Genomic DNA, 22,417 nt, shown 5'->3' with positions numbered 1-22,417 from the left:
GGCTCAGGTGCGGAACGGGCCCGTTATCTCGTACGTGATGCCGCCCGAGGAACTGCCCGTGGTGCCGCGCTGGCTGGAGAAGTACAGCCGGGTGCCGTCCGGGGTGAAGGCCGGGCCGGTGATCTCCGAGCCGCCCTGGCCGTCGACGCGCAGGAACGGGGCGACGACGTCGTCCGGGGTGATGAGGCAGATCTCCATGTTGCCGCCGTCCTCGGCGACGTAGAGGTCGCCGGAGCGGCTGCCGGTGACGTTGTCGACGCCGGTGAGCGGGGCGGTGCCGGGTATCAGGGAGTCGTCGTACGCCAGCTCCAGGGTCTGCGCCGCCGCGTCGTACTGCCAGACGCGGTTGTCGCCCTTCGTCGTGAACCAGCAGAGGCCGCTGTCGCTCGCGTAGTGGCAGCCCTCGCCGCCGTCGAACCGCTTCGCGCCCGCGACCTGGTTGCGCGTCGCCGTCGACGCGCCGCTCGGGTCCGGCACCTGCGCCCACGTCACCGGGCCCGAGGTGCCCGAGCCCATCCGCAGCACCTCCAGGGTGCCGGCGGAGAGCGAGCCCCAGGTGGCGGGCCGGAAGCGGTAGAAGCAGCCGTCCGGGACGTCCTCGGTCAGGTAGACGACCTCGCGCTCCGGGTCCGCGGCCGCCGCCTCGTGCTTGAAGCGGCCCATCGCGTCGCGCCGGACCGCGGCGTTCGCGCCCCAGGGGTCGGTCTCGTAGACGTAGCCGCGGTCGACCTCCTCGCAGGACAGCCAGGTGTCCCACGGGGTCGTGCCGCCCGCGCAGTTCTGCCGGGTCCCGGAGAGGATGCGGTACGCGCCCGCCACCTCGCCGGCGGCGGTGAAGCGGATCGAGCCGGCGCCGCCGGAGGGGGTGACCTCGGAGTTGGAGACGTAGATCCAGCCGTCGCCGTCCGCGAAGCAGGCGCCGCCGTCGGGCGCGGGGTGCCAGGTGTACGACGTACCGGCCACCCGCTGCCCGGAGCGGGCCACGACCCGGCTGGTGAAGCCCTGCGGCAGCCGGATCCCGTTCCCGTCCGCCTGGCCGGGCGCCCCGTAGGGACCGGCCCCCGGCTGTGCCGGATCCGCGGCGGCGGACCCTCGCCACAGACTGCCGCCGAATGCCGCCGCCGAACCGCCGACGACCGCTCCGCGCAGGAAAGAACGGCGCTCCACGACCATCCACTCCTTGAGGTGGGGGAGCCCGGGACAGCCGCCCGCGGGCCGCCTTCGCACCATAGAACTGCGAGGTTGACGGAGCGGCAACGGTCCGGTTACGCAGAGCTGTCCGCCGGCCGCCATCACCGGGTGCGAGCGGGCGGGAAGCCGGGGAGGGTCAGCCGCCGCCGTCCGTCCCGGTGCGCCACAGGCCGAGGTCTTCGGCGTTGCGCAGGCCCTCCACGGCCCGGTGGCGTTCGGCGTCGCTGAGGTCGAGGGCGGTCAGCCGGCGGCGCCATTCGCCGACGCCGTCGGTGTCCTCCAGGGCGGTGGCCAGCTCGATCAGGGTGGCCAGCGTCCGGGCCACGTCCACGGGCGGCGCACCGGGCCCGTGCTTGCGCAGGGCCGTGGTGAGGATCCGCAGGGCGGTGCGGTCCTCGTTCTTGAACTCGCTGAAGATCCGGGCGTTGTCGAGGGCCCTGGCCAGCCCCGTGAGGCTCTTCGAGCCGCCGTACTCCGGTTCCGCGGGCTCGTCCCGCCGAATGAAGATGATCGAGTTCCCGGACGGGTCGACGACGGTGAACCGGCTCGCCCCCGGCCGGAACCGGGTGATCCGCGGCCTGCCCTTGGCCAGGACCTTTCCGTAGGCGGCGCGCAGGGCCCGGGTGAACTCCGCGTGATACGGCGCGACGTCGTCGACCATGACCAGGCAGCCTCCCGTGTCCTCCCGGCTCGGGTCCGTGTTCTTCGGCGGCGTGCCGAAGTGCAGGGCGAAACCGCTCCACTCCAGCGCCAGATAGAGGTAGGGGCGGGTCTGCTCGTACGTGACCTCGAACCCGAGGGCCTGGTAGAACTCCAGCGTCTCCGCCACCGACACGCACGGCATCACCGGCACCGTGGTCTCGTTCGCCCGTACCGTCGGCTCCGTCATGCCGCCACCCCTCGACTCCCGCGCTGAAACCGGACGTCCGAGGGTGCCGCAGATGCGGACTCCGCGCCTATGGAGCTTTTATCGCGCCTTTATCGCTGCAGGCCGAGGAGGAGATCCGGGTCCGGTACGGCGCGGCTCTGGGTGCCGGTCGCGGTACCGGCCGGGGTGCCGGCCGGGGTGCGGAAGGCGGCGAGTGCTTCGTCGTAGCGGTGGAGTACGAGCCGGGCCAGCGCCGGGTGCGGGCCGAGGGGCGCGGCGACGGTCAGGCCCAGCGCGCGGGCGCCGGCGGCGGTGCGGGCGGCGAAGAGGCCGGGCGCGGTGAAGCAGCAGGCCACGCCGATACGGCGGCAGCCGCGGGCGGCGAGGGTACGGGCCGCCTCCGCGACGGTCGGCGCGGCGGCCGAGGCGTACGCGGGCAGCACGGGCACCCCGAGCCGGGCGGCGAGCAGCGCGGCGGTGGCGGCGGGGGGGGGCGCCCCCCCCGGGGGGCCCCCCCCCCCCCGCGGGGGGGCCCCCCCCCCCCCCCCCCCCCCCCCCCCCGGCCCCCGCCCGCCCCCCCCCCGGGGGGGGGGGCCGGGGGGGCGGCGGGCCCCCCGGGGGGGGGGGGCGCGCGGGGGGGGGGGGGGGGGGGGCCCCCCCCCCGCCGGGGCGGCCCGCGACCCGGCGGCGGCGAGCACCACCCCGTCACCGCGCCACCCGGCTTCCGCCAGCCGGCCGGCGAGCGCGGCGGCAAGGAGGGGGTGGGGGCCGAGGGGGGCGGCTATCCGGGCGGCGAGGACGGGGTCCTGGCCCGGGCCCGGGCGTCCCCGCGGCGGGGCGGGGTCGGCGGGGGCGGCGGATCCGCGGATGCCGGCGGCGCGCGTGCCGGGTCCGTGGGCGGCCGGCCGGGCGGGGCCTTCCGCGTGCGTCGCGCGGCCGTGTGCCGCCGCCGCCCGCACCGCATCCGGGATGTCCCTCGTCACGTGGTGGCCCCGGGCGTAGAGCAGGGGGACCAGGACCGCTTCGCCCGTCAGCGTGCTCAACGTGTCCGGCAGCAGCGGTTCGTCGAGTTCCACGTGCCCCAGCCGCACCCGCAGCCCCGGGCGCTGCGCCCGTACCGCCGCCAGCAGCGCCCGTACCGAACGCGCCGCCGCCGGATCCCGGCTCCCGTGCGCCACCGCCACCAGCGTCGGGTGCCCCCGTCCCCTGCCAGCCGCCGCAAGACCCGTGCTCAGCTCGGCGGTGATCCTGTTCATCAGCTCTGCCGCGGTCGTCATACCCCCGAGCCTGGCCCCACACCGTTGCGGCACCGTTTCCGCGCCGCGTCGCCTTGTTGACGGCTGCTCACTCCCGTACGCACCCGTCGCTGAGGACGGCGAACCGCGCCCGTAATACCCCCGTCCACCGGGGGTGACATCCGTCCCGCACCCTCACCCCATGACCGTCGACACCCACTGCCCCTACTGCTCCCTCCAGTGCGGCATGGCGCTCGCGCCGGCCGCCGCCGGCAGCGGGCTCGACGTGCGGGAGCGCCCGGCGTTCGACGTCAACCGCGGTGCGCTGTGCGGCAAGGGCCGTACCGCGCCCGCCGTCCTCGGCTCCGCGGCCCGGCTGACGCAGCCCCTGGTACGGGCGGACCCCGCCGCACCCCTCCGCCCCGCCTCCTGGGCCGAGGCGCTCGACCGCGTCGCCGCGGGGCTCGCCGCGGCCCGCGACGGGCACGGGGCGGACGCCGTCGGGGTCTTCGGCGGCGGCGGGCTGACCAACGAGAAGGCGTACGCGCTCGGCAAGTTCGCCCGCGTCGTCCTCGGCACCTCCCAGATCGACTACAACGGCCGCTTCTGCATGTCGTCCGCCGCCGCCGCGGGCAACCGCGCCTTCGGGCTCGACCGCGGCCTGCCCTTCCCCCTCGCCGACATCCCCCGCACCGGCTGCGTGATCCTCGTCGGCGCCAACCCCGCCGAGACCATGCCGCCCGCCCTGCGCTACTTCACCGAGCTGCGCGCCAACGGCGGCACCCTCGTCGTCGTCGACCCGCGCCGCACCCGCACCGCGGAGCAGGCCGACCTGCACCTCGCCCCCCGCCCCGGCACCGACCTCGCGCTCGCCCTCGGGCTGCTGCACCTCGTGATCGCGGAAGGCCGCACCGACGACGCCTACATCGCCGAACGCACCACCGGCTGGCCCGCCGCCCGCGCCGCCGCCATGGCCCACTGGCCGGAGCTGGTCGAGCGGATCACCGGCGTGCCCGTACCGCACCTGCGCGCGGCTGCCGAGTTGTTCTGCGCGCCGGAGGCGGCCATGGTGCTCACCGCCCGCGGCCCCGAGCAGCAGGCCAAGGGCACCGACACGGTCGGCGCGTGGATCGACCTGTGCCTGGCCACCGGCCGGCCCGGCCGCCCCTTCTCCGGCTACGGCTGCCTCACCGGCCAGGGCAACGGGCAGGGCGGCCGCGAACACGGCCAGAAGGCCGACCAGCTCCCCGGCTACCGGCTGCTCACCGACCCCGCCGCCCGCGCCCACGTCGCCGCCGTCTGGGGCGTCGACCCCGGTACGCTCCCGGGCCCCGGGCGCAGCGCGTACGAACTGCTCGACGCCCTCGGCGCCCCCGGGCCCGACGGGGTGCGGGCGCTGCTGCTCATGGGCTCCAACCCGGTGGTCTCCGCGCCGCGCGCCGCCCACGTCGAACGGCGGCTGCGGTCGCTGGACTTCCTGGCCGTCGCGGACGTGGTGCTGTCGGAGACGGCGGCGCTTGCGGACGTCGTGCTGCCCGTGGCGCAGTGGGCGGAGGAGACCGGCACGCTGACGAACCTGGAGGGGCGGGTGCTGCTGCGCCGCCGCGCCGCCGACCCGCCGCCCGGCGTACGCGGCGACCTCGACGTGCTGCGCGGCCTCGCCGAGCGGCTGGCGCCGGCGCGGGCGGCGGGGTTCCCGGTGGCGGCGGAGGAGGTCTTCGCGGAGCTGCGGCGGGCGTCGGCCGGGGGGAAGGCGGACTACTCGGGGATCACGTACGCGCGCATCGAGGCGGAGGGCGGCGTGTTCTGGCCGTGCCCGGAGGGCGGCGAGCCGGTGCCGCGGATGTTCCTCGACCGGTTCGCGACGCCGGACGGGCGGGCGCGGTTCGCGGGGGTGCAGCACCGTCCCGCGGCGGAGGAGACGGACGCGGAGTACCCGGTGTGGCTGACGACGGGCCGGGTGCTGGCCCAGTACCAGTCGGGCGCCCAGACGCGCCGGGTGCCCGAGCTGACGGCGGCCGCCCCGGGCCCGTACGTGCAGATGCACCCGGACCTGGCGGCCCGGGTGGGGGCCGCGGACGGGGACCCGGTGGCGGTGCTGTCGCGGCGGGGCCGGGCGGTGGCGCCGGCCAGGATCAGCGCGGAGATCCGGGCGGACACGGTGTTCATGCCGTTCCACTGGCCGGGCGCGGGCCGGGTGAACACGGTGACGAACCCGGCGCTGGACCCGGTGTCGGGGATGCCGGAGTTCAAGGTGTGCGCGGTGCGCGTCGAGCGGGCGGAGGCGGCGGGGGAGTAGCGGGGGTGCGCCGCCTACGGGGCGTCAGGCCGTCGTCTCCCGCTCCACCCAGGCGAGGTACCCGGCGCTGCCGTGGGTCACCGGGGTGGCGATGATCTCCGGCTCGTCGTAGTCGTGCGCCTCGCGCAGATGGGCCTCCAGCTCCGCGTAGCGCGCGGTCGTCGTCTTGAGGAGCACCTGCCACTCCCTCGTCTCCTCGATCGCGCCCTGCCAGCGGTAGACCGACGTGACCGCCGCGCTCACCTGCGCGCAGGCCGCCAGCCTCGCCTCCACCGCCCCGCGGGCCAGCGCGTCGGCCTTCTCCCGGCCGTCCGTGGTCGTGAGCACTGTCAGGAAGTCCGTCATGCCCACTGATCGTAGGCGAGCTTGGCGACGAGACCGACGACCGTGACGACCAGGACGCCGCGGACGAAGCCGCTGCCCTTCTTCAGCGCCATGTGCGCGCCGAGCCAGCCGCCGCCCAGGTTGAAGACCGCGAGCAGCGCGGCCAGCGACCACAGGACCGTGCCCTGGACCGAGAACATCACCAGCGCGCCGAAGTTGGTGCAGACGTTGACGATCTTGGCGGTGGCGGACGCCCGGACCAGGTTCATCCGGAGTACGGCCGTCAGCGCGAGCACCAGGAACGTGCCCGTACCCGGGCCTATCAGCCCGTCGTAGAAGCCGATGCCCAGCCCCGCGAGCACCACCGCGGCGGCGATCCGGCGCGGCGTCACCGGGCCGGTCGCGGGGGCGTCCGCGCCGAACGACGGGCGCAGCACGACGAACGCGAGCACCGCGAGCAGCACCACCATGATCACCGGCCGCAGCACGTCGCTGCTGACGCCGGCCGCGAAGAACGCCCCGAGCGCGGAGCCGGCGAGCGCCGCCGCCCCGATGCGCACGGCGAGCCGCACGTCGACGGGGGACCTGCGGGCGTACGTCACCGCCGCGGCGGAGGTGCCGACGATGGCGACGGCCTTGTTCGTGCCGAGCAGATACGCGGGCTGCAGATGCGGATACCCCAGCAGCAGCGCCGGCAGCATCAGCAGTCCGCCGCCGCCGACCACGGCGTCGATCCAGCCGGCCGCCGCGGCGGCGACACACAGCATGACCAGGGTCAACAGGGGTATGTCGGGCATGGTCGGGCGAGCGTAACCCGGGGTGGGGAGCCGTCCGGGAGGCGGGGTGGAACCGGACCTCGGGGCGGCTTCGTTCTGGGGGTGGGGAGGGGAGTTCCGCGTGGGGATGCTGTGGGGGGACCGGGCGATACGGGCCGCGGTGGCCGTACGGGCGCGGCTGCGGGGGGCGTGGGCACGGCGGCCGCCGGAGCGGCGGGCCCGGCCGGCGGGGTCGCGGGGGCGGCCGGGCGTGACGGGGCGCGGGCCGCGCGGCGTGCCGCGGCCGCGGATGCCGCGGATACCGAAGGCAAGGGCCGGGCAGCGGCGGGCGCTGCGGGCCGCGGTGCTGGCGTGCGTCCTGGCGCTGCTGCCCCCGGCGTGGCTGTTCGTCGCCGCCGGCGACCGCGTCGTGGCCGCGGAACGGGCGCCACGCGCGCCCGTGGCGCTCGTCTTCGGCGCCGGGCTGTGGGGCGAGGACCCGTCCCCGTACCTCGCGCACCGCCTCGACACCGCCGCCGAGCTGTACGAACTCGGCAAGGTCGACGCCATCCTCGTCAGCGGCGACAACAGCACCCGCGGCTACGACGAGCCCACCGCCATGCGGCGCTACCTCGTCGGCCTCGGCGTCCCCGCCGCCGCCGTCGTCCGCGACCACGCCGGCTTCGACACCTGGGACTCCTGCGTCCGCGCCCACCGCGTCTTCGGCGTCGACCGGGCGCTGCTCGTCAGCCAGGGCTTCCACATCCGCCGCGCGCTGGCGCTGTGCCGGGCGGCGGGCATCGACGCGTACGGGGTCGGGGTGGACGAGCCGCGGCGCGGGGCCTGGTACTACGGCGGGCTGAGGGAGATCCCCGGCGCGGCGAAGGCGGCGTACGACGCGGTGTTCACACCGGACCCGCGCTACCTGGGGCCGCGGGAGCGGGGCGTGGACGAGGCGCTGGCCGGGGCGCGGTAGGCGGCGGGCCCGGGTCCCGCACCGGGGGAGCCCGGCGCTCACAGTGCCGTCCGGGGGGCGCTGAGGGCAGCGTTGCGCGGTGGAAACCGGGGGGATGCGGCGGGGTAACGGCCCCGCCGCAGGGTGGGCGTATGAGCCTGCCCGAGCCCGCAGCAGAGCGCCCCGCCAGGGGGCGCCGCGTGGTGATCCTCGGCGGCGGCATGGCCGGTACGCGGCTCGCGGCGCAGCTCGCCGGAGCCGGTGCCGGTGCCGGGGTGCGGGTGACGGTCGTCGGGGAGGAGCCGCACGCCCCGTACAACAGGGTGCTGCTCGCCGACGTCCTCGCCGGACACTACGCACCGGACGTCGTCCGCCTCCCCGACCTCCCGGCGGCTCCGGCGGTCCGCGTGCTGCGGGGCGTGCGCGCGGTGCGCGTCGACCGCGCCGCGCGCCGGGTGGAGTGCGACGACGGGCGGGCGGTGCCGTACGACGTGCTCGTGCTGGCCACGGGCGCCTGGCCGGTGCTGCCGCCGCTGCGCGGGCTGTTCGACGACGACGGCGACGACGCCGGCGGTGCCGGTGTCGCGTTGCCGGCGGGGGTGCACGCCTTCCGGACGATGGACGACTGCCTCGCGCTCGCCGCGGCGACGGCTCCGGGCGCGGCGGCGGTCGTGGTCGGCGGCGGGCTGCTCGGCGTCTCGGCCGCCCGGGCGCTGGCCCGCCGCGGCGCGCGGGTGGTGCTGGCGCAGCAGGGGGAGCGCCTGATGGAGCGCCACCTCGACCCGGCGGCGGCCGGGCTGCTGCGCACGTACCTGGAGGAGCTGGGGGTGGAGGTGCACACGGAGTGCCGGGTACGGGGGGTGCGCACCCGGCCGGCGGCGCCCGGGAACGGGAGCGACGGGGTGCGCTGGGCGGGCCGGGTCCGGGGTGTGACACCGGACCCGGTGGTGCCGGACCCGGGCCGAGCGCCGCGGCCTTCGGCGCGTCGCGCCCCCGGCGGCGGCTCCGCCGCAGGCACTCCGGGGCCCGCGGCCCGCAGCGCCTGCGGCGCCGGGTCCGGCGATGGCTCCGAGGCGCCCGTGGACACCGCCCGTGCGGCCGCCTCCCACGCCGCCGGCGCGACCACGCGCTCCGTCACCGGGGTCGAACTCGCCGACGGGTACGTCCTCGACGCGCGCCTCGTCGTTCTGGCCTGCGGTGTCCGGCCCCGCGTGGGGCTCGCCAGGGCCGCCGGGCTCGACGTGGGCGCGGGGGTCGTCGTGGACGACGAACTCCGTACCTCCGATCCCGCCGTGCACGCCATCGGCGACTGCGCCGAGCACGCCGGGGTGCTCTACGGACTCGCCGCCCCCGCCCTCGAACAGGCCGACGTCCTCGCCCGCGTCCTCACCGGCGCCGGCCCCCGGGAGCCCCGCTACGCCGGCACCCGCGCGCTGACCCGGCTCACCCTCCCCGCCGCCGAACGCCCCCTCGACCTCGCCGCCTTCGGCGAAACCGAACCCGCCCCCGGCGACGACGTCGTGCACCTCGCCGACGCCACCCGCCGCGTCTACCGCAAGGTCGTCGTCCGCGCCGACCGGCTCGTCGGCGGCATCCTCCTCGGCGACCTCGGCGCGGTCGGCACCCTCGCCCGCGCCTGGGAGGGCGACGAGCCGCTGCCCGCCGGCGCCCCGCTGCACCACCTGCTCACCGATCACCTCGGAGGCTCCTGACGATGTCGACGACCACCCGCACGCCGCCGGCCCCGCAGCCGCCGCAGGCACCCCGCACCATCGTGCTCGTCGGACACGGCATGGTCGGGCAGCGCTTCCTCGAAGCCCTCGCCGAGCACCGCGTCACCGGCACCGCCCGCGTCGTCGTCTTCTGCGAAGAGCCCCGCCCCGCCTACGACCGCATGCACCTCACCTCCTACTTCTCCGGCACCGCCCCCGAAGGGCTCTCCGTCACCCCCGGCGGGTTCATGGCGGAGCACGGCATCGAACTGCACGTCGGCGACCCCGCCGTCGCCGTCGACCGCACCGCGCGCACCGTCACCTCCGCCGCCGGCCGCACCGTCGGGTACGACGTGCTGGTCCTGGCCACCGGCTCGTATCCCTTCGTCCCGCCCGTCCCCGGCAAGGACGCCCGCGGCTGCTTCGTCTACCGCACGGTCGAGGACGTCCTGGCCATCGAGGCGTACGCGCAGGGGGCGAGTGCGGGCGTCGTCGTCGGCGGCGGGCTGCTCGGCCTCGAGGCGGCGGGCGCGCTGCGGGGGCTGGGGCTGGCGACGCACATCGTGGAGTTCGCGCCGCGGCTCATGCCCGTCCAGGTGGACGAGGGCGGCGGCGCCGCGCTCCGCCGCACCATCGGCGACCTGGGGCTCGACGTGCGCACCGGGGTCGCGGGGAAGGAGATCCGCACCGACGCCGCGGGCGCGGTGACCGCGATGGAGCTGTCGGACGGCTCGGCCGTCGCCGCGGACCTCGTCGTCTTCTCCGCGGGCGTACGCCCCCGGGACCGGCTCGCCCGCGAGGCGGGCCTGGCCGTGGGCGAACGCGGCGGCGTCGCCGTGGACGAGCGGTGCCGTACCTCCGACCCCGCGGTCTTCGCCATCGGCGAGTGCGCGCAGGCCGCCGACGGCCGGGTCTACGGGCTGGTCGCGCCCGGGTACGAGATGGCGGAGACCGCCGCCGCCGCGATCGCCGCCGCCCGGCACGCCCCCGCCGCCGCCCCCAAGACCTTCACCGGCGCCGACACCTCCACCAAGCTCAAGCTCCTCGGCGTCGGCGTCGCCTCCTTCGGCGACGCCCTCGGCAAAGCCGACGACTGCCTCGACGTCGTCTACTCCGACTCCCGCGCCGGCCTCTACAAGAAGCTCGTCGTCGCCCGCGACGGCACCCTCCTCGGCGGCGTCCTCGTCGGCGACACCGACGCGTACGGCATGCTCCGCCCGCTCACCGGCAGCGTGCCGCCGGTGCCGCCCGAGCAGTTGGTGCTCCCCCCGGGCGCCGGCGCCCCCGCCGCCCTCGGGCCGGCCGCGCTCCCCGACGACGCCGTCGTCTGCAACTGCCACAACGTCACCAAGGCCGCCATCCGCGGCGCCGTCGCCGAACACGACTGCACCACCGCGCGCGAGGTGGAGAAGTGCACCCGCGCCGGCTCCGGCTGCGGCTCCTGCGAGAAGGTCGTCACCGCGCTGGTCAACGACGAGCTGGCGGCCCGGGGCGTCGCCGTCGACAAGGGCCTGTGCCGCTGCTTCGCCCACACCAGGACCGAGCTGTACGAGATCGTCCGCGTCAAGCGCATCAGCTCGTACGTCCGCCTCCTCGACGAGCACGGCCGCGAGGAGGCGCGCAGCGGCGACGGCTGCGAGGTGTGCAAGCCCGCCGTCGCCTCGATCTTCGCCTCGCTCGCGCCGGAGATCGGCGCCGCCGGCTACGTACTCGACGGCGAACAGGGCGCCCTGCAGGACACCAACGACCACTTCCTCGCCAACCTCCAGCGCAACGGCTCGTACTCCGTCGTCCCGCGCGTGCCCGGCGGCGAGATCACCCCGGACAAGCTCATCGTGCTCGGCGAGGTGGCGCGCGACTTCGGGCTCTACACGAAGATCACCGGCGGCCAGCGCATCGACCTCTTCGGCGCCCGCGTCGACCAGCTCCCCGCCATCTGGGCCCGGCTGGTCGACGCCGGGTTCGAGTCCGGGCACGCCTACGGCAAGGCGCTGCGGACGGTCAAGTCCTGCGTGGGGTCGACCTGGTGCCGCTACGGCGTGCAGGACAGCGTCCGCATGGCCATCGACCTGGAGCTGCGCTACCGCGGGCTGCGCTCGCCGCACAAGCTGAAGGCCGCCGTCTCCGGCTGCTCGCGCGAGTGCGCCGAGGCGCAGGGCAAGGACTTCGGCGTCATCGCCACCGCGAGCGGCTGGAACCTGTACGTCTGCGGCAACGGCGGCGCCACCCCCCGGCACGCCGACCTCCTCGCCCAGGACCTCGCCGACGACGAACTCGTCCGGCTCGTCGACCGGTTCCTGATGTTCTACATCCGCACCGCCGACCGGCTGGAGCGCACCTCGGTGTGGCTGGAGCGGCTGGAGGGCGGCCTCGGCCACCTGCGGGACGTCGTCGTCGGCGACTCCCTCGGCATCGGCGCCGAGCTGGAGGAGCAGATGGCCGCGCACGTCGCGCACTACCGCGACGAGTGGGCCGCCACCCTGGCCGACCCCGAACGGCTCGCGCGCTTCGTCTCGTTCGTCAACGCACCCGGCGTGCCGGACCCCAGCGTGCGGTTCGTCCCCGAGCGCGACCAGGTCAAGCCCGACCTCACCCTGCTGTCAGGCCCCGCCATCCCGGTGCGCGGGACGCTGGAAGGAGCATCCGCATGACCACCACGGCGTACGCGCCCGCGCGGACCGTACTGCGCGTCGAGATCCGCACCGCGGGGCGCTGGCACCCGGTGTGCGGCCTCGACCTCCTCACCCGCGGCCGCGGCGTCGCGGCGCTGCTGCCGGACGGCACGCAGATCGCGCTCTTCCTCGGCCGCACCGGCGCCGCCTACGCGATCGGCAACCGCGACCCGTTCACCGGCGCGTACGTGCTGTCGCGGGGGCTGCTCGGGTCTGCGCCCCCGGCCGAGGGCGGCCGGCCGTTCGTGGCGTCGCCGCTGCTGAAGCAGCGGTTCGACCTGGCGACGGGGCGGTGCCTGGACGACGAGGAGGTGGCGGTGCCGGCGTACGAGACGCGGATCGCGGAGGTGGCGGCGTAGCGGAAGGCACGCGAGCGGGGCGCGGTCCCGGCGCGCGCCGGGGACCGGTGGGTACCGGAGGCGCCATCCCGTACGAACCGGGCGTCAGGCCCGTACCGCCCGAACCCCCGCGCACCGCCCGGGCTACCGTTCCGTCCATGGGGTACACCGACGCCGACCTCGAACGCTGGGCCCCCGAGCCCGACAAGCGCCCCGGCCGCACCGCCTTCCAGCGCGACCGCGCCCGCGTGCTGCACTCCGCCGCGCTGCGCCGGCTCGCGGGCAAGACCCAGGTCGTCACGCCGGGCGTGAGCGACGACCAGGCCGTCACCTTCGCCGACGCCACGCCCCGCACCCGGCTCACGCACTCGCTGGAGTGCGCCCAGGTCGGCCGCGAGTTGGGCGCCGCGCTCGGCTGCGACCCCGACCTCGTCGAGACCGCCTGTCTGGCGCACGACCTCGGGCACCCGCCGTTCGGGCACAACGGCGAGCAGGTGCTCGACGAGCTGGCCGGGCCCTGCGGCGGCTTCGAGGGCAACGCGCAGTCGCTGCGGCTGCTCACCCGGCTGGAGCCCAAGCGGTTCACCGACGACGGCAGGTCCGTGGGGCTGAACCTCACCCGGGCGGCCCTGGACGCCGCCACCAAATACCCCTGGCAGCGCGGCGGCCACCCGGCGGGCCCGGACGCGGTGAAGTTCGGCGTCTACCCCGACGACGTGCCGGTCTTCGACTGGCTGCGCGCGGGCGCGCCCGGCGGTCCCGCGGGCCGCACCTGCTTCGAGGCGCAGGTCATGGACTGGTCCGACGACGTGGCTTACTCGGTGCACGACGTCGAGGACGGTCTGCACGCCGGCCACTTCGACCCCGCGGTGCTGCTGGCCGGTCCCGAGCGGGCCGAGATCTTCGCCGTCGCCGCCGGGCGGTACGCGCCGGGCACGGACGCCGCCGAACTCGCCGAGGCGCTCGACCGGCTGCTGGCCCAGGAGTGGTGGCCGCACGGCTACGACGGCACCGCCGCCGCGCAGGCCCGCCTCAAGGACGCCACCAGCCAGCTCATCGGCCGGTTCTGCCTCGCGGCCGAGGGCGCCACGCGCGCCGCGTACGGCACCGGCCCGCTGTCGCGCTACGCCGCCGAGCTGATCGTGCCGCGGGCGGAGAAGCTGGAGTGCGCGGTGCTCAAGGCGGTCGCGGACCGGTTCGTGATGCAGCGCCCCGACCAGGCGCGGCTGCGGGCGGACCAGCGGGTGGTGCTGGGGGAGCTGGCCGGGGCGCTGACGGCGGGGGCACCGGCCGGGCTCGACCCGCAGTTCCGGGCGCTGTACGAGGAGGCGGCGGACGACGCGGGGCGGCTGCGGGCGGTGGTGGACCAGATCGCGGCTCTCACGGACGCGGCGGCACGGCGGCTGCACGCGCGGCTGACGGGGTAGGGCGGGGGAGGCCGGGGGAGAGGCGTACGGGAGAGGGCGGCGCAGGCCGTACGGGAACGGTGCGCGGGCGTACGGAGACGGCGGCCGCAGGCCGTACGGGAACGGCGGCGCACCCGGTACGCAGGGGGAGCCCGCCCCCCCGCGCCACGACCGCCGCCGGGGTGAACGGCGAGATCCGGCCACCGGCGCGTCGTCGGGCACGGGGGCGGACGGGGAGCCCGGAGCGCCCCCGGTCGCGCACCGGAGCCACGAACCGCCCCCGTACCCGCCCATCACCGCCCCCACCAGCCTGTTCTCCCACCACCCGCCCCTGCACCGCCGCCGCTCGCGGGCCGCCGTGCCTCCCGCCCGTCCCGTCCGCCACCCCGCCCGTCCGCCCAGCCCTGGCGCGCCTCCCCCTTCCGCCGTCACGCCTCCGTGCGGGAGGCTCGCGGTGTCGGCAACGCAGCCGAGGACACGGCAAAATGGATGGTCGGGGCCAGGGAGCTAGGAGGCGTGAAGTGGTCGACGCACATCAGACGTTCGTCATCGTCGGTGGAGGACTGGCCGGTGCGAAAGCAGCAGAGACGCTGCGATCGGAAGGGTTCACCGGCCGGGTCATCCTCATCGGCGACGAGCGCGACCACCCGTACGAGCGACCGCCGCTGTCCAAGGGCTACCTCCTCGGCAAGGAAGAGCGCGACAGCGTCTTCGCGCAGCCGTCCGGCTGGTACGCGGAGGCGGAGGTGGAGCTGCACCTCGGGCAGACCGTCACCGCGCTCGACCGCGCCGCGAAGACCGTGACCCTCGGCGACGGCACCCGGGTGCACTACGACAAGCTCCTCCTGGCCACCGGCGCCGAGCCGCGCCGCCTCGACATCCCCGGCACCGACCTCGCCGGCGTCCACCACCTGCGCCGCCTCGCGCACGCCGAGCTGCTGCGCGGCGTCCTCGCCGCCCTCGGCCGGGACAACGGCCAGCTCGTCATCGCGGGCGCCGGCTGGATCGGCATGGAGGTCGCCGCGGCGGCGCGCACCTACGGGGCGGAAGTCACGGTCGTCGAGCCGGCTCCCACGCCGCTGCACGGGGTGCTCGGTCCGGAGATCGGCCAGGTCTTCGCCGACCTGCACGGCGAGCACGGCGTGAAGTTCCACTTCGGCGCCCGGCTCACCGCGATCACGGGCAGGGACGGCATGGTGCTGGCCGCGCTCACCGACGACGGCGAGGAGCACCCGGCGCACGACGTGCTGGCCGCCATCGGCGCCGCCCCGCGCACCGCGCTCGCCGAGGCCGCCGGGCTCGACGTGGTGCCGCCCGCGGAGGGCGGCGGCATCGCCACCGACGCCTCGCTGCGCACCTCCGACCCGGACGTCTACGCCACCGGCGACGTCGCCGCGTTCACCCACCCCGCGGCCGGGGGCGGCCGGCTGCGGGTGGAGCACTGGGCGAACGCGCTCAACGGCGGCCCGGCCGCGGCCCGCGCCATGCTCGGGCAGGACGTGACGTACGACCGGGTGCCGTACTTCTTCTCCGACCAGTACGACATGGGCCTGGAGTACTCGGGGCACGCGCCGCCCGGGTCGTACGACCAGGTGGTGTGCCGCGGGGACATGGGGCGGCGGGAGTTCGTGGCCTTCTGGCTCAAGGAGGGCCGGGTGCTCGCGGGCATGAACATGAACGTGTGGGACGTCACCGAGGGCATCCAGAACCTCATCCGCTCCGGCGCGAAGGTCGACGCGGAGCGGCTGGGCGACCCGGCGGTGCCGCTGGCGGACCTGATCGCGTAGGGGAAATCGGACCGGGCCGCTGCGGGCCCGACTGCCGTCCACGTGACGGCCGCGGGCCCGCGGCGCGCACAGGGGAAGCCGCCGCCGTAAGGACAGCGCCCCCCCCCGCACGCCGGGAGTCCCGAGGGCCCGGCCTATCCTCGGCGCATGGCCATCCGCACCGCCCGGGTCGACGTCGCCGAGATCTTCGCACTGCGCCACTCCGTGCTGCTGCCCGGACGCCCGCCCGCCGAGGCGGAGTTCGCGGAGGACACCGCGCCCGGCGCCTTCCACCTCGCCGCGTACGACGAGCAGGGCGCGCTCGCGGCCTGCGTCTCCTTCTGCCCCGAACTCCTCCCCGGCGACGGCACCCCCGCCTACCGCTTCCGCGGCATGGCCAGCGCCCCCGCCGTCCGCGGGCGGGGCTACGGCGTCGCGGTCCTCGCCGCGGGCCTCGCCGAGTCGGCGGCCCGCGAGGCGCACCTGGTCTGGTGCAACGCCCGTACCTCGGCGGCCGGTTTCTACCTCAGGCACGGCTTCGAGACGCGCGGCGCCGAGTTCGACATCGCGGGCGTGGGCCCGCACGTCGTGATGGCCAGGAAGCTCACCCCCGGCGGCTGACCGGGCGGGCGCACTACTACCGGCGGGTACTCCCGCGGGAGTAGCGGTCCGCCCGGGTCGCCCGGGGCAGTAGCGCCGGTCTCGGTCGCGGGAGCGAGGACACCCGCCCGGGCTGCCGGGACGCTGGATACGTACAGCACGGGAACAGCAGTCGTCCCGAACGGGTGGGGGAGGTGTCCGGGCAGCGGCGGCTCGTCCGCCTCCCGTGCGGGCCCGCTCCCCCCGGCCGGGTCCGCGACGGGAGGCGTCCGGCGGCCGGCGCGGTGCTCAACCCACCAGCCTGCGGGCTCCGGTTCCCCCGGCCGGAACCCGCGGTCCCCGCCCCGCCGGGCGGCACCCCCAAGGGCCGCCCGGCGGGGCTTCCACCGTCGCCCGGGCCCTCCCCGCGACGACACGACCGGGTCGTCCGGGTGAGGAAGAACCGCATGCCGTCACCGATATCGGTACAGGGGCGGTTCGTGATGCCCCTCCGCAGGGACATGGCGCTCGCGGTCGCCGTGGCGGCGATGTCGGCGGGGCTCGCGACGCTGGCGGAGGTCGAGGTGGGTGCCCACCGGCCGGACGCGGTGGGCTGGATGCTGCTGATGGCGAACTGTGCCGCGCTGGCCTGGCGGCGGCCGGCGCCGATGGGGACGTTCGTGGCGGTCATCGCCTTCCAGCTCCCGTACCACGGGCTGCAGAACGTCCACCACGCGCCCGTGCCCGCCACGGTCGTCGCCGTCTACTCGCTGGCCTTCGCCGGGCCCCGGCTGCGCACCGTGCTGGTCGTCGGGGGACTGCTCGGTGGGCTGACGGGCGTGCTGACGACGGTCGACATGAGCCGGGCCATGGACATCCTGCGGGTATCCGGCTGGGTCATCGCCGTCGCCCTCTTCGGCGAGGCCGCGCGGGTGCACCGCAACTACCTCTCCGCGATCGTCGAGCGGGCCGAACGGGCCGAGCGCACCCGGGAGGAGACCGCGGCCAGACGCGTGGTCGAGGAGCGGCTGCGCATCGCCCGCGACCTGCACGACCTGCTGGCGCACAGCATCACGCTGATCGGCGTGCAGACCTCCGTCGCGGCCCACCTCCTCGTCTCCGACCCGGACCGGCTCGACCGGAAGGCCGTCGCCGAGGCGCTGGACGGGATCGCCGGCACCTGCCGGCACGCCCGCGCGGAGCTGCGCACGACGCTCCAGGTGCTGCGCACGGGCGACGGCGGCCAGGACGCCACCGGGCCGCTGCCCGGGCTCGCGGGACTCGAAGGGCTGGCCGAGGCGGCGCAGTCGGCGGGCGCGCGGGTGCGGCTGGAAGTCGTGGCCGAGCTCGAGGTGCCGCAGGCGGTGGGGGCGGCCGCGTACCGGATCGTGCAGCAGTCGCTGACCAACGCCGTGCAGCACGCGGGGCCCGGCGTGCGGGTGCTGGTCGAGGTGCGCTACGACCGGGACGCCCAGGCGCTGTCGGTCTCCGTCACCGACGAAGGACCGGCCGGCCGCGGCAGGCTGCCGCTCCCCGCGGGGGGCCCGCGGCGCGAGGGCTACGGCATCGCCGGGATGCGCGAACGCGCCCGCAGCGTCGGCGGGTTGCTCACCGCGGGCCACCGCCCCTGCGCGGCCGGCTTCGCGGTGGCCGCGGTGCTGCCGTGCGCCCGGGAGGCGGACGCCTGAGCCGCCGGCGCCGGCCGCGGCGCCGCCGCCTTCGGGCGGCCGCACGCGGCCGGCGGCCGCCCGCCGCGCGGGCACCCGCGCCCGCCTGCGGGCGCACCTGCGCGGATACGCGTGACCGGGCCTGCTCTTCCACCGATCCTTCAGCGGTTCTGGATGTGCGCAGCGCACGCTGGTCACGCGATTCGGGGAGATGAGATGCACCGGAAAGAGGCGACGTTGTTGGTGCTCTCGGGGGACCACCTGATCGACGCTGCCAAGGGGGCAATCTGGTGAGCATTCTCGTGGAACTGACCCGCTCTGCGGCGCCCGGCGAATGGGACGCCGGCCTCGCTCCCGACGGACCCCCGGGGCTCCACGACACCCTGATCGGCAGGGAGCAGGAGATCGCCGAGATCCGGGCCCGGCTGGCGGCCCCCGGCTGCCGGCTGCTGACGGTCACCGGCCTGGCGGGCGTGGGCAAGAGCGCCCTCGTACGCGCCGCGCTCGCGGACCGTGCCGGCACGGATCCCGCCGCCGCGGTGAGCGTGGACCTGGCCGCCGCCGCCGACGCGGACGGCGTCTGGACGCGGGTCGCGGCGGCCCTGAGCCGGCCGCCGGAAGGCGACGCCCGGGAGGCGGCCTGGACGGCGCTCGCCGGCCGCGCCGCCGACCGCGAGCTGCTGCTCGTCCTCGACAACGGGGACCTGGCCGCCCGCGCCGTCGCCGGCGACATCGCCGTCCTGCTGCGGCGCATCCCCAGGCTGTGCGTGGTGTTCACCAGCCGGATCGCGCTCGACATCCACGCCGAGCGGATCTTCCCACTCGGCCCGCTGGCCACCGGCGCCGCCGGGACGGCGGGACCGTCAGCGGCGTCCGACGCGGCGCGGCTGTTCGTCGCCCGCCTCCAGCCGCACTACCGCTGGGCCGTCACCTCCGCCGCGGACCGCGACGGCATCGCGGAGATCTGCGCCCTCCTGGAGGGCGTGCCGCTGGCGGTGGAAGAGGCCGCCCGCGCGGTCGGCGCCCTCAGCCCGCGCCGGATGCTCCAGCGCATACGCGACGGCGAACAGCTCTACAGCAGGCGGCTGGTGGACGTACCGTCCCGGCACGGCTCCATGAACGCCGCGCTCTCCTGGGGCGACGCGGCGCTCACCGCGGGCGAGCTGCAACTGCTGCGCCGCCTCTCGGTCTGCGAGGCCACCTTCGACCTGGCCGTGGCCCAGCAGGTCGCGGGCCTCAACTGGGCCCAGACCGTGCAGGGCCTGGACGCGCTGGTCCGCAAGAGTCTGCTGCACAGCGTCAAACGCGAGGGTGCGGAGCCCGAGTTCCGGATGTTCCGCGCCACCCGCCACCACTACCGCACGCGGCTGGCCGCGGACCCCGCGGACCTGGCGGCCACCCGGGCGCGGCACGCCGCGCACACGCTGGAGTTCGCGCTCCAGGCCCGGCAGGGGCTGCGGCTGCCCAAGGAGCGCGCGTACTGGCTGGAGCTGGTGGCCGAGCGCACGCCCGACCTGTTCGTGATCGCCCGGCTGAACCAGGAGGCCGGCGACCACCCCGCGGCGGCCCGGCTGCTGCTGGCGCTGGAGGAGGCGTGGACCGTACACGACCTCCTCGGCACCGCCGGCGCGCTGCTCGACGGCTCCCTGGCGGCGCTCACCGGCGCCGAGGGCGCCCAGGCCGCCGAGGCCGCCGCCCGCTGGGCCCTGACGGACGGCGACTGGGCGCGCGCCGAGGTGTACGTGGAACGCCTCGGCCGCGGCCTCGACGCCGCCGCCCGCGCCGCGGCGCTCCGCGCCGAACTGCTGCTGGGCCGCGGCGACGCCGTGGCCGCCCTCCAGCAGGCGGAGTTCGCGCTCGCCGGCAAGCGCGCCCCGGGCGGCGCGGTCGCGGCCGCCCGCGTGCTGCGTACGCTCGCCGCCGCGCGCGCCGCGATCGGCCGGCGGCAGCCGGAGGAACCGCTGGTGAAGGCGGCGCGCGGGCTGCTGGAGCTGGGCGAGCCGCGGCAGGCGGCGCTGACGCTGGCCGCGCTGGCGGTGGCGCAGCGCGGCCACGCCCGCGCCAGGGCCGGCGCCGGCGAGGCGGTGGAACTGCTGCTGGCGCACGCCGCGCCGGTACGGGACGTCCGTGCCGTGCTCGTCGCGGCAGCCGGGACGGTGCCGGCCGGCGGGGAGGCGTACCGGCGGCTGGGAGCACTGGCCGACCGGATACCCCCGCGGGGCGAGGACGTGCCGCCGGAGCCCGCGGCCCCCGACGGCCGCAGGGGCGTGCTCCTCGCCGCGCGCGCCGCGCTGGCGGAGGCGGCGCGCGAGGAGGCGGAAGCCGCGCCCGCGGGCGGACTCGAACGGCTGACGCACCGTCAGCTCCAGGTGGCCGAGCTGGTGGCCGAGGGGATGACGAACCGGCAGATCGCCCGCGCGCTCGAACTGTCCGAGTGGACGGTGGTCAACCACCTGCGGCAGGTCATGCAACGGCTCGACTGCCCGTCCCGGGTGCATGTGGCCCGCATCGTGCAGGGCCGCGCCACCGCCCGGCTCTCGGGCTGAAGTCCCCGTACCGCCCCCCGCCCGCGAGCGGCGGACCCGTCGGGACCGCCCGACCTCCCGTCCCGCCGCCCGGGCAGGCGGAGTCGTACGAGCACCGGCCCCCGCGCGACGGCGCGGGGGCCGGTGGTCTCCGTCCGGGTGCCGGGCACCCCGTGCGGTGCTGGTGCCCGGCACCCGGCTCAGCCCCGGCGCGCTTCCTCCGCCCGGCGGTCCCCGAGGTCGTCGCGCCCGCGGGGCGGCGCTCCCGCGGGGGCGAGGACGGCGCGGGCGATGGCGTCGGTGTCGGTGAGCGTCGCCGAGCCCACCGACGGGCGGATCGCCGCCGCGGTGACCCCGTCGGCCGACTCCGTGGGCACGCCCAGGGCGAACCGCCGCGGGTGCGGCACCCCGTCCCCGTCCACGACGTGGAACGGCCGCCCGGTGACGGCGAGTCCGCCCGCGACGTAGCCGGTCCTGCCGGGGCCCAGCTCGTACGGGCGGCACTGCCGTGTTTCGAGCAGGTGGCGCAGCAGCGGGTCGGCGGTGCGGCGCAGGTCGACGCCGGGCAGCCGGCCCTCGACGAGCACCCGGGCGGTTTCGCGCGAGCCGCTGACCGACGGCGACTCGCAGGCGAACCTGCCCGCCTCCCGGTCGGCCGCCACCTGCATCCCGGGGCCCACGATCCGCGCCACGCCCGCGCGGACGAGCGCGATCAGCTCCTCGGTCCGCCGGGCCGCGGGGCCGCCGGAGAGGTAGGTGCCGAGCGGCGCGAACCAGCCGTCGAGGTCGCGGCGGCGCGACTCGCCGCCCAGGCCCGCGTGGTCGACCGCGAGCCGGACCTCGTCGCGCAGGTCGTGCAGCACGTCGAGGGCGGCCTCGACGGGCCCGCCCGGGGCGCCCGCCCGGGCCCCGGCGCTCCGGCGGACGCCGCTGAGCACCGGGGCCCGCTCCGGCCGGTCGCGCCCGGGCAGCAGCGCGGTGTAGTACGCGGACTCCATCTCCCGGGCGATGAGCGGCCACAGGGACTCGCGGAAGTCGAGCGGCCCGTCGCGCTGTGCGCGCAGCCGGGCGGTCAGCTCCTCGGTGAACACCCGCGGCACCTGCCGCCCGCCGCCGTTGCGGTGCCCGCCCCCCGTCCCGTACGGGACCGCGCGGCGGGCGCCGCACAGGATTCGCGGCTCGCGGCCGGACGGCCGGTAGGTGACCCGGCCGTCCCGGTCGCGGTCGAAGCGGCCGCCGCGGCCGGTGGTCAGCAGCGTCACGTAGTCGAAGAAGTTCAGCCCGAGGCCGCGCAGGACGACCGGCTCACCGGGGGCGACCGCGCTCAGGTCGGCGTCCGCGGGGTGCCCGGGGGCGACGTAGACCAGGCCGAACCCGTCGGCGAAGGCGGCGTATCCGCGCTCCTGCGCGGTCGGCAGCACCGGCACCCGGCCCTGCGCGAGCACCACGGCGTCCAGGCCGGTCAGCCGCCGGCCGCCGGCGAGCAGGATCTCCTGGGTGCCGCCGGGCCCGTCGTCCAGCGCCACCGCCTGCTCCGCGTGCACCCGCAGCGCGAGGGACTCCGCGCTCGCCACGGCGACCTGCCGGAACACCCAGCGGAAGTAGCTGCCCGCGAGCGCCCGGGTCGGGTACGAGTCCGGGCCGAGCCGGCGCGCCTCGGCGGCGTCCGCGCCGCCGGCGCCGGAACGGGCCAGCGCCCGCGCCCACTCGTACAGGCTGGGCCCGCGGCGCTGCGGCGCGCCCGCCGGCCGCACGCCCTCGCCGGCGAACGCCGTCACCCGGCCCGCCACCGTGTCCAGCAGCAGGGAGCGGTCCTGCCCGGTGCGCCACTCCAGGCCGGCGCCCGGCGGCCGCGGGTCGATGAGATGGACGGTCACTTCACGCCCCGCGGCGAGCCGCCGGGCGTGCGCGGCGAGCCTTTCGACCACCGAAAGGCCGCGCGGCCCGGCGCCGACGACTCCCACCACGAGTGACTTCTCGCTCATCAAAGGATCTCCCTCTCCGGGGAGTTCACCCCCGGTGCGCGGGGTCGGAGCGTCGCTGGTCAGGCCCCAGCCATCCTGAACGCGCGGACGGGCCCGGGACAGCGGCTGATTCTTGCTAGCCCGCGGGGCCGAATGCCGGG

The 22,417-nt window shown here is 76.9% G+C and carries 16 protein-coding genes; 10 read left to right on the top strand and 6 right to left on the bottom strand.

What is annotated here, in order from left to right:
* Window positions 1-3: 3 nt before the first annotated feature.
* From ACFYVJ_RS24660 to ACFYVJ_RS24650, 3 genes are all read right to left on the bottom strand, one after another.
* Window positions 4-1,167: an alkaline phosphatase PhoX gene (locus tag ACFYVJ_RS24660; RefSeq protein ID WP_388895277.1), complete on the bottom strand. Its 1,164-nt coding sequence runs from the start codon at window positions 1,165-1,167 to the stop codon at window positions 4-6.
* Window positions 1,168-1,327: 160 nt separating this feature from the next.
* On the bottom strand, window positions 1,328-2,080 hold the full coding sequence (locus ACFYVJ_RS24655) for a glyoxalase (protein ID WP_388895274.1): 753 nt from the start codon (window positions 2,078-2,080) through the stop codon (window positions 1,328-1,330).
* 89 nt (window positions 2,081-2,169) lie between these two features.
* Entirely contained in the window at window positions 2,170-3,336 is a 1,167-nt protein-coding gene (locus ACFYVJ_RS24650; RefSeq protein ID WP_388895272.1) for a sirohydrochlorin chelatase, read from the bottom strand.
* Window positions 3,337-3,496: 160 nt separating this feature from the next.
* Here ACFYVJ_RS24650 and ACFYVJ_RS24645 point away from each other — a divergent pair, with 160 nt between their 5' ends.
* Complete coding sequence (locus tag ACFYVJ_RS24645; protein WP_388895269.1) at window positions 3,497-5,593, top strand: molybdopterin oxidoreductase family protein; 2,097 nt, start codon at window positions 3,497-3,499, stop codon at window positions 5,591-5,593.
* Between the two features lie 24 nt (window positions 5,594-5,617).
* On the opposite strand, the gene cutA is transcribed toward ACFYVJ_RS24645, so the two are convergent.
* Window positions 5,618-5,938 (bottom strand): divalent-cation tolerance protein CutA, encoded by a 321-nt coding sequence (cutA, locus tag ACFYVJ_RS24640; RefSeq protein WP_388895266.1) that lies wholly within the window; start codon window positions 5,936-5,938, stop codon window positions 5,618-5,620.
* Window positions 5,935-6,714, bottom strand: a complete 780-nt coding sequence (locus ACFYVJ_RS24635) for a sulfite exporter TauE/SafE family protein (protein ID WP_388895264.1) — start codon at window positions 6,712-6,714, stop codon at window positions 5,935-5,937. The genes cutA and ACFYVJ_RS24635 overlap by 4 nt, the downstream gene beginning before the upstream one ends.
* 268 nt (window positions 6,715-6,982) lie before the next feature.
* Here ACFYVJ_RS24635 and ACFYVJ_RS24630 point away from each other — a divergent pair, with 268 nt between their 5' ends.
* The 9 genes from ACFYVJ_RS24630 (at window position 6,983) to ACFYVJ_RS24590 (ending at window position 20,313) form a co-directional block, all read left to right on the top strand.
* On the top strand, window positions 6,983-7,648 hold the full coding sequence (locus ACFYVJ_RS24630) for a vancomycin high temperature exclusion protein (RefSeq protein WP_388895435.1): 666 nt from the start codon (window positions 6,983-6,985) through the stop codon (window positions 7,646-7,648).
* Between the two features lie 131 nt (window positions 7,649-7,779).
* A complete protein-coding gene (locus ACFYVJ_RS24625) occupies window positions 7,780-9,339 on the top strand; it encodes an NAD(P)/FAD-dependent oxidoreductase (RefSeq protein WP_388895261.1) in 1,560 nt (519 codons plus the stop codon).
* 2 nt (window positions 9,340-9,341) lie between these two features.
* Window positions 9,342-11,990 (top strand): nitrite reductase large subunit NirB, encoded by a 2,649-nt coding sequence (gene nirB / locus ACFYVJ_RS24620; RefSeq protein ID WP_388895259.1) that lies wholly within the window; start codon window positions 9,342-9,344, stop codon window positions 11,988-11,990.
* The gene (gene nirD / locus ACFYVJ_RS24615; RefSeq protein ID WP_388895256.1) at window positions 11,987-12,370 is read left to right on the top strand and encodes a nitrite reductase small subunit NirD; all 384 of its coding nucleotides are present in this window, start codon (window positions 11,987-11,989) and stop codon (window positions 12,368-12,370) included. The genes nirB and nirD overlap by 4 nt, the downstream gene beginning before the upstream one ends.
* Before the next feature lie 137 nt (window positions 12,371-12,507).
* Window positions 12,508-13,776, top strand: coding sequence for a deoxyguanosinetriphosphate triphosphohydrolase (locus ACFYVJ_RS24610; protein ID WP_388895253.1), 1,269 nt, complete (start codon window positions 12,508-12,510; stop codon window positions 13,774-13,776).
* A gap of 500 nt (window positions 13,777-14,276) precedes the next feature.
* On the top strand, window positions 14,277-15,542 hold the full coding sequence (locus ACFYVJ_RS24605; protein ID WP_388895250.1) for an NAD(P)/FAD-dependent oxidoreductase: 1,266 nt from the start codon (window positions 14,277-14,279) through the stop codon (window positions 15,540-15,542).
* Between the two features lie 147 nt (window positions 15,543-15,689).
* A complete protein-coding gene (locus tag ACFYVJ_RS24600) occupies window positions 15,690-16,142 on the top strand; it encodes a GNAT family N-acetyltransferase (RefSeq protein ID WP_388895247.1) in 453 nt (150 codons plus the stop codon).
* A 425-nt stretch (window positions 16,143-16,567) separates the two neighbouring features.
* On the top strand, window positions 16,568-17,788 hold the full coding sequence (locus ACFYVJ_RS24595; RefSeq protein ID WP_388895244.1) for a sensor histidine kinase: 1,221 nt from the start codon (window positions 16,568-16,570) through the stop codon (window positions 17,786-17,788).
* A gap of 269 nt (window positions 17,789-18,057) precedes the next feature.
* A complete protein-coding gene (locus ACFYVJ_RS24590) occupies window positions 18,058-20,313 on the top strand; it encodes an ATP-binding protein (protein WP_388895241.1) in 2,256 nt (751 codons plus the stop codon).
* Window positions 20,314-20,492: 179 nt separating this feature from the next.
* Here the strand turns inward: ACFYVJ_RS24590 and ACFYVJ_RS24585 are convergent, their stop codons facing one another.
* The gene (locus tag ACFYVJ_RS24585) at window positions 20,493-22,277 is read right to left on the bottom strand and encodes an FAD/NAD(P)-binding protein (RefSeq protein WP_388895238.1); all 1,785 of its coding nucleotides are present in this window, start codon (window positions 22,275-22,277) and stop codon (window positions 20,493-20,495) included.
* Window positions 22,278-22,417 lie beyond the last annotated feature (140 nt).

Source organism: Streptomyces sp. NPDC004134 (genome assembly GCF_042874195.1).
In the GTDB taxonomy this organism is placed as follows: Bacteria; Actinomycetota; Actinomycetes; order Streptomycetales; family Streptomycetaceae; genus Streptomyces.
Note: the sequence above shows the minus strand (reverse complement) of the source record. Positions and strands in the feature narration are given on the sequence as shown.

Coding starts and splice junctions, on each gene's coding strand:
- nirB (WP_388895259.1), top strand. CDS start 9,342: ATGTCGACGACCACCCGCACGCCGCCGGCCCCGCAGCCGCCGCAGGCA.
- ACFYVJ_RS24585 (WP_388895238.1), bottom strand. CDS start 22,277: ATGAGCGAGAAGTCACTCGTGGTGGGAGTCGTCGGCGCCGGGCCGCGC.
- ACFYVJ_RS24625 (WP_388895261.1), top strand. CDS start 7,780: ATGAGCCTGCCCGAGCCCGCAGCAGAGCGCCCCGCCAGGGGGCGCCGC.
- ACFYVJ_RS24610 (WP_388895253.1), top strand. CDS start 12,508: ATGGGGTACACCGACGCCGACCTCGAACGCTGGGCCCCCGAGCCCGAC.
- ACFYVJ_RS24595 (WP_388895244.1), top strand. CDS start 16,568: ATGCCGTCACCGATATCGGTACAGGGGCGGTTCGTGATGCCCCTCCGC.
- ACFYVJ_RS24645 (WP_388895269.1), top strand. CDS start 3,497: ATGACCGTCGACACCCACTGCCCCTACTGCTCCCTCCAGTGCGGCATG.
- nirD (WP_388895256.1), top strand. CDS start 11,987: ATGACCACCACGGCGTACGCGCCCGCGCGGACCGTACTGCGCGTCGAG.
- ACFYVJ_RS24600 (WP_388895247.1), top strand. CDS start 15,690: ATGGCCATCCGCACCGCCCGGGTCGACGTCGCCGAGATCTTCGCACTG.
- cutA (WP_388895266.1), bottom strand. CDS start 5,938: ATGACGGACTTCCTGACAGTGCTCACGACCACGGACGGCCGGGAGAAG.
- ACFYVJ_RS24630 (WP_388895435.1), top strand. CDS start 6,983: ATGCCGCGGATACCGAAGGCAAGGGCCGGGCAGCGGCGGGCGCTGCGG.
- ACFYVJ_RS24655 (WP_388895274.1), bottom strand. CDS start 2,080: ATGACGGAGCCGACGGTACGGGCGAACGAGACCACGGTGCCGGTGATG.
- ACFYVJ_RS24650 (WP_388895272.1), bottom strand. CDS start 3,336: ATGACGACCGCGGCAGAGCTGATGAACAGGATCACCGCCGAGCTGAGC.
- ACFYVJ_RS24635 (WP_388895264.1), bottom strand. CDS start 6,714: ATGCCCGACATACCCCTGTTGACCCTGGTCATGCTGTGTGTCGCCGCC.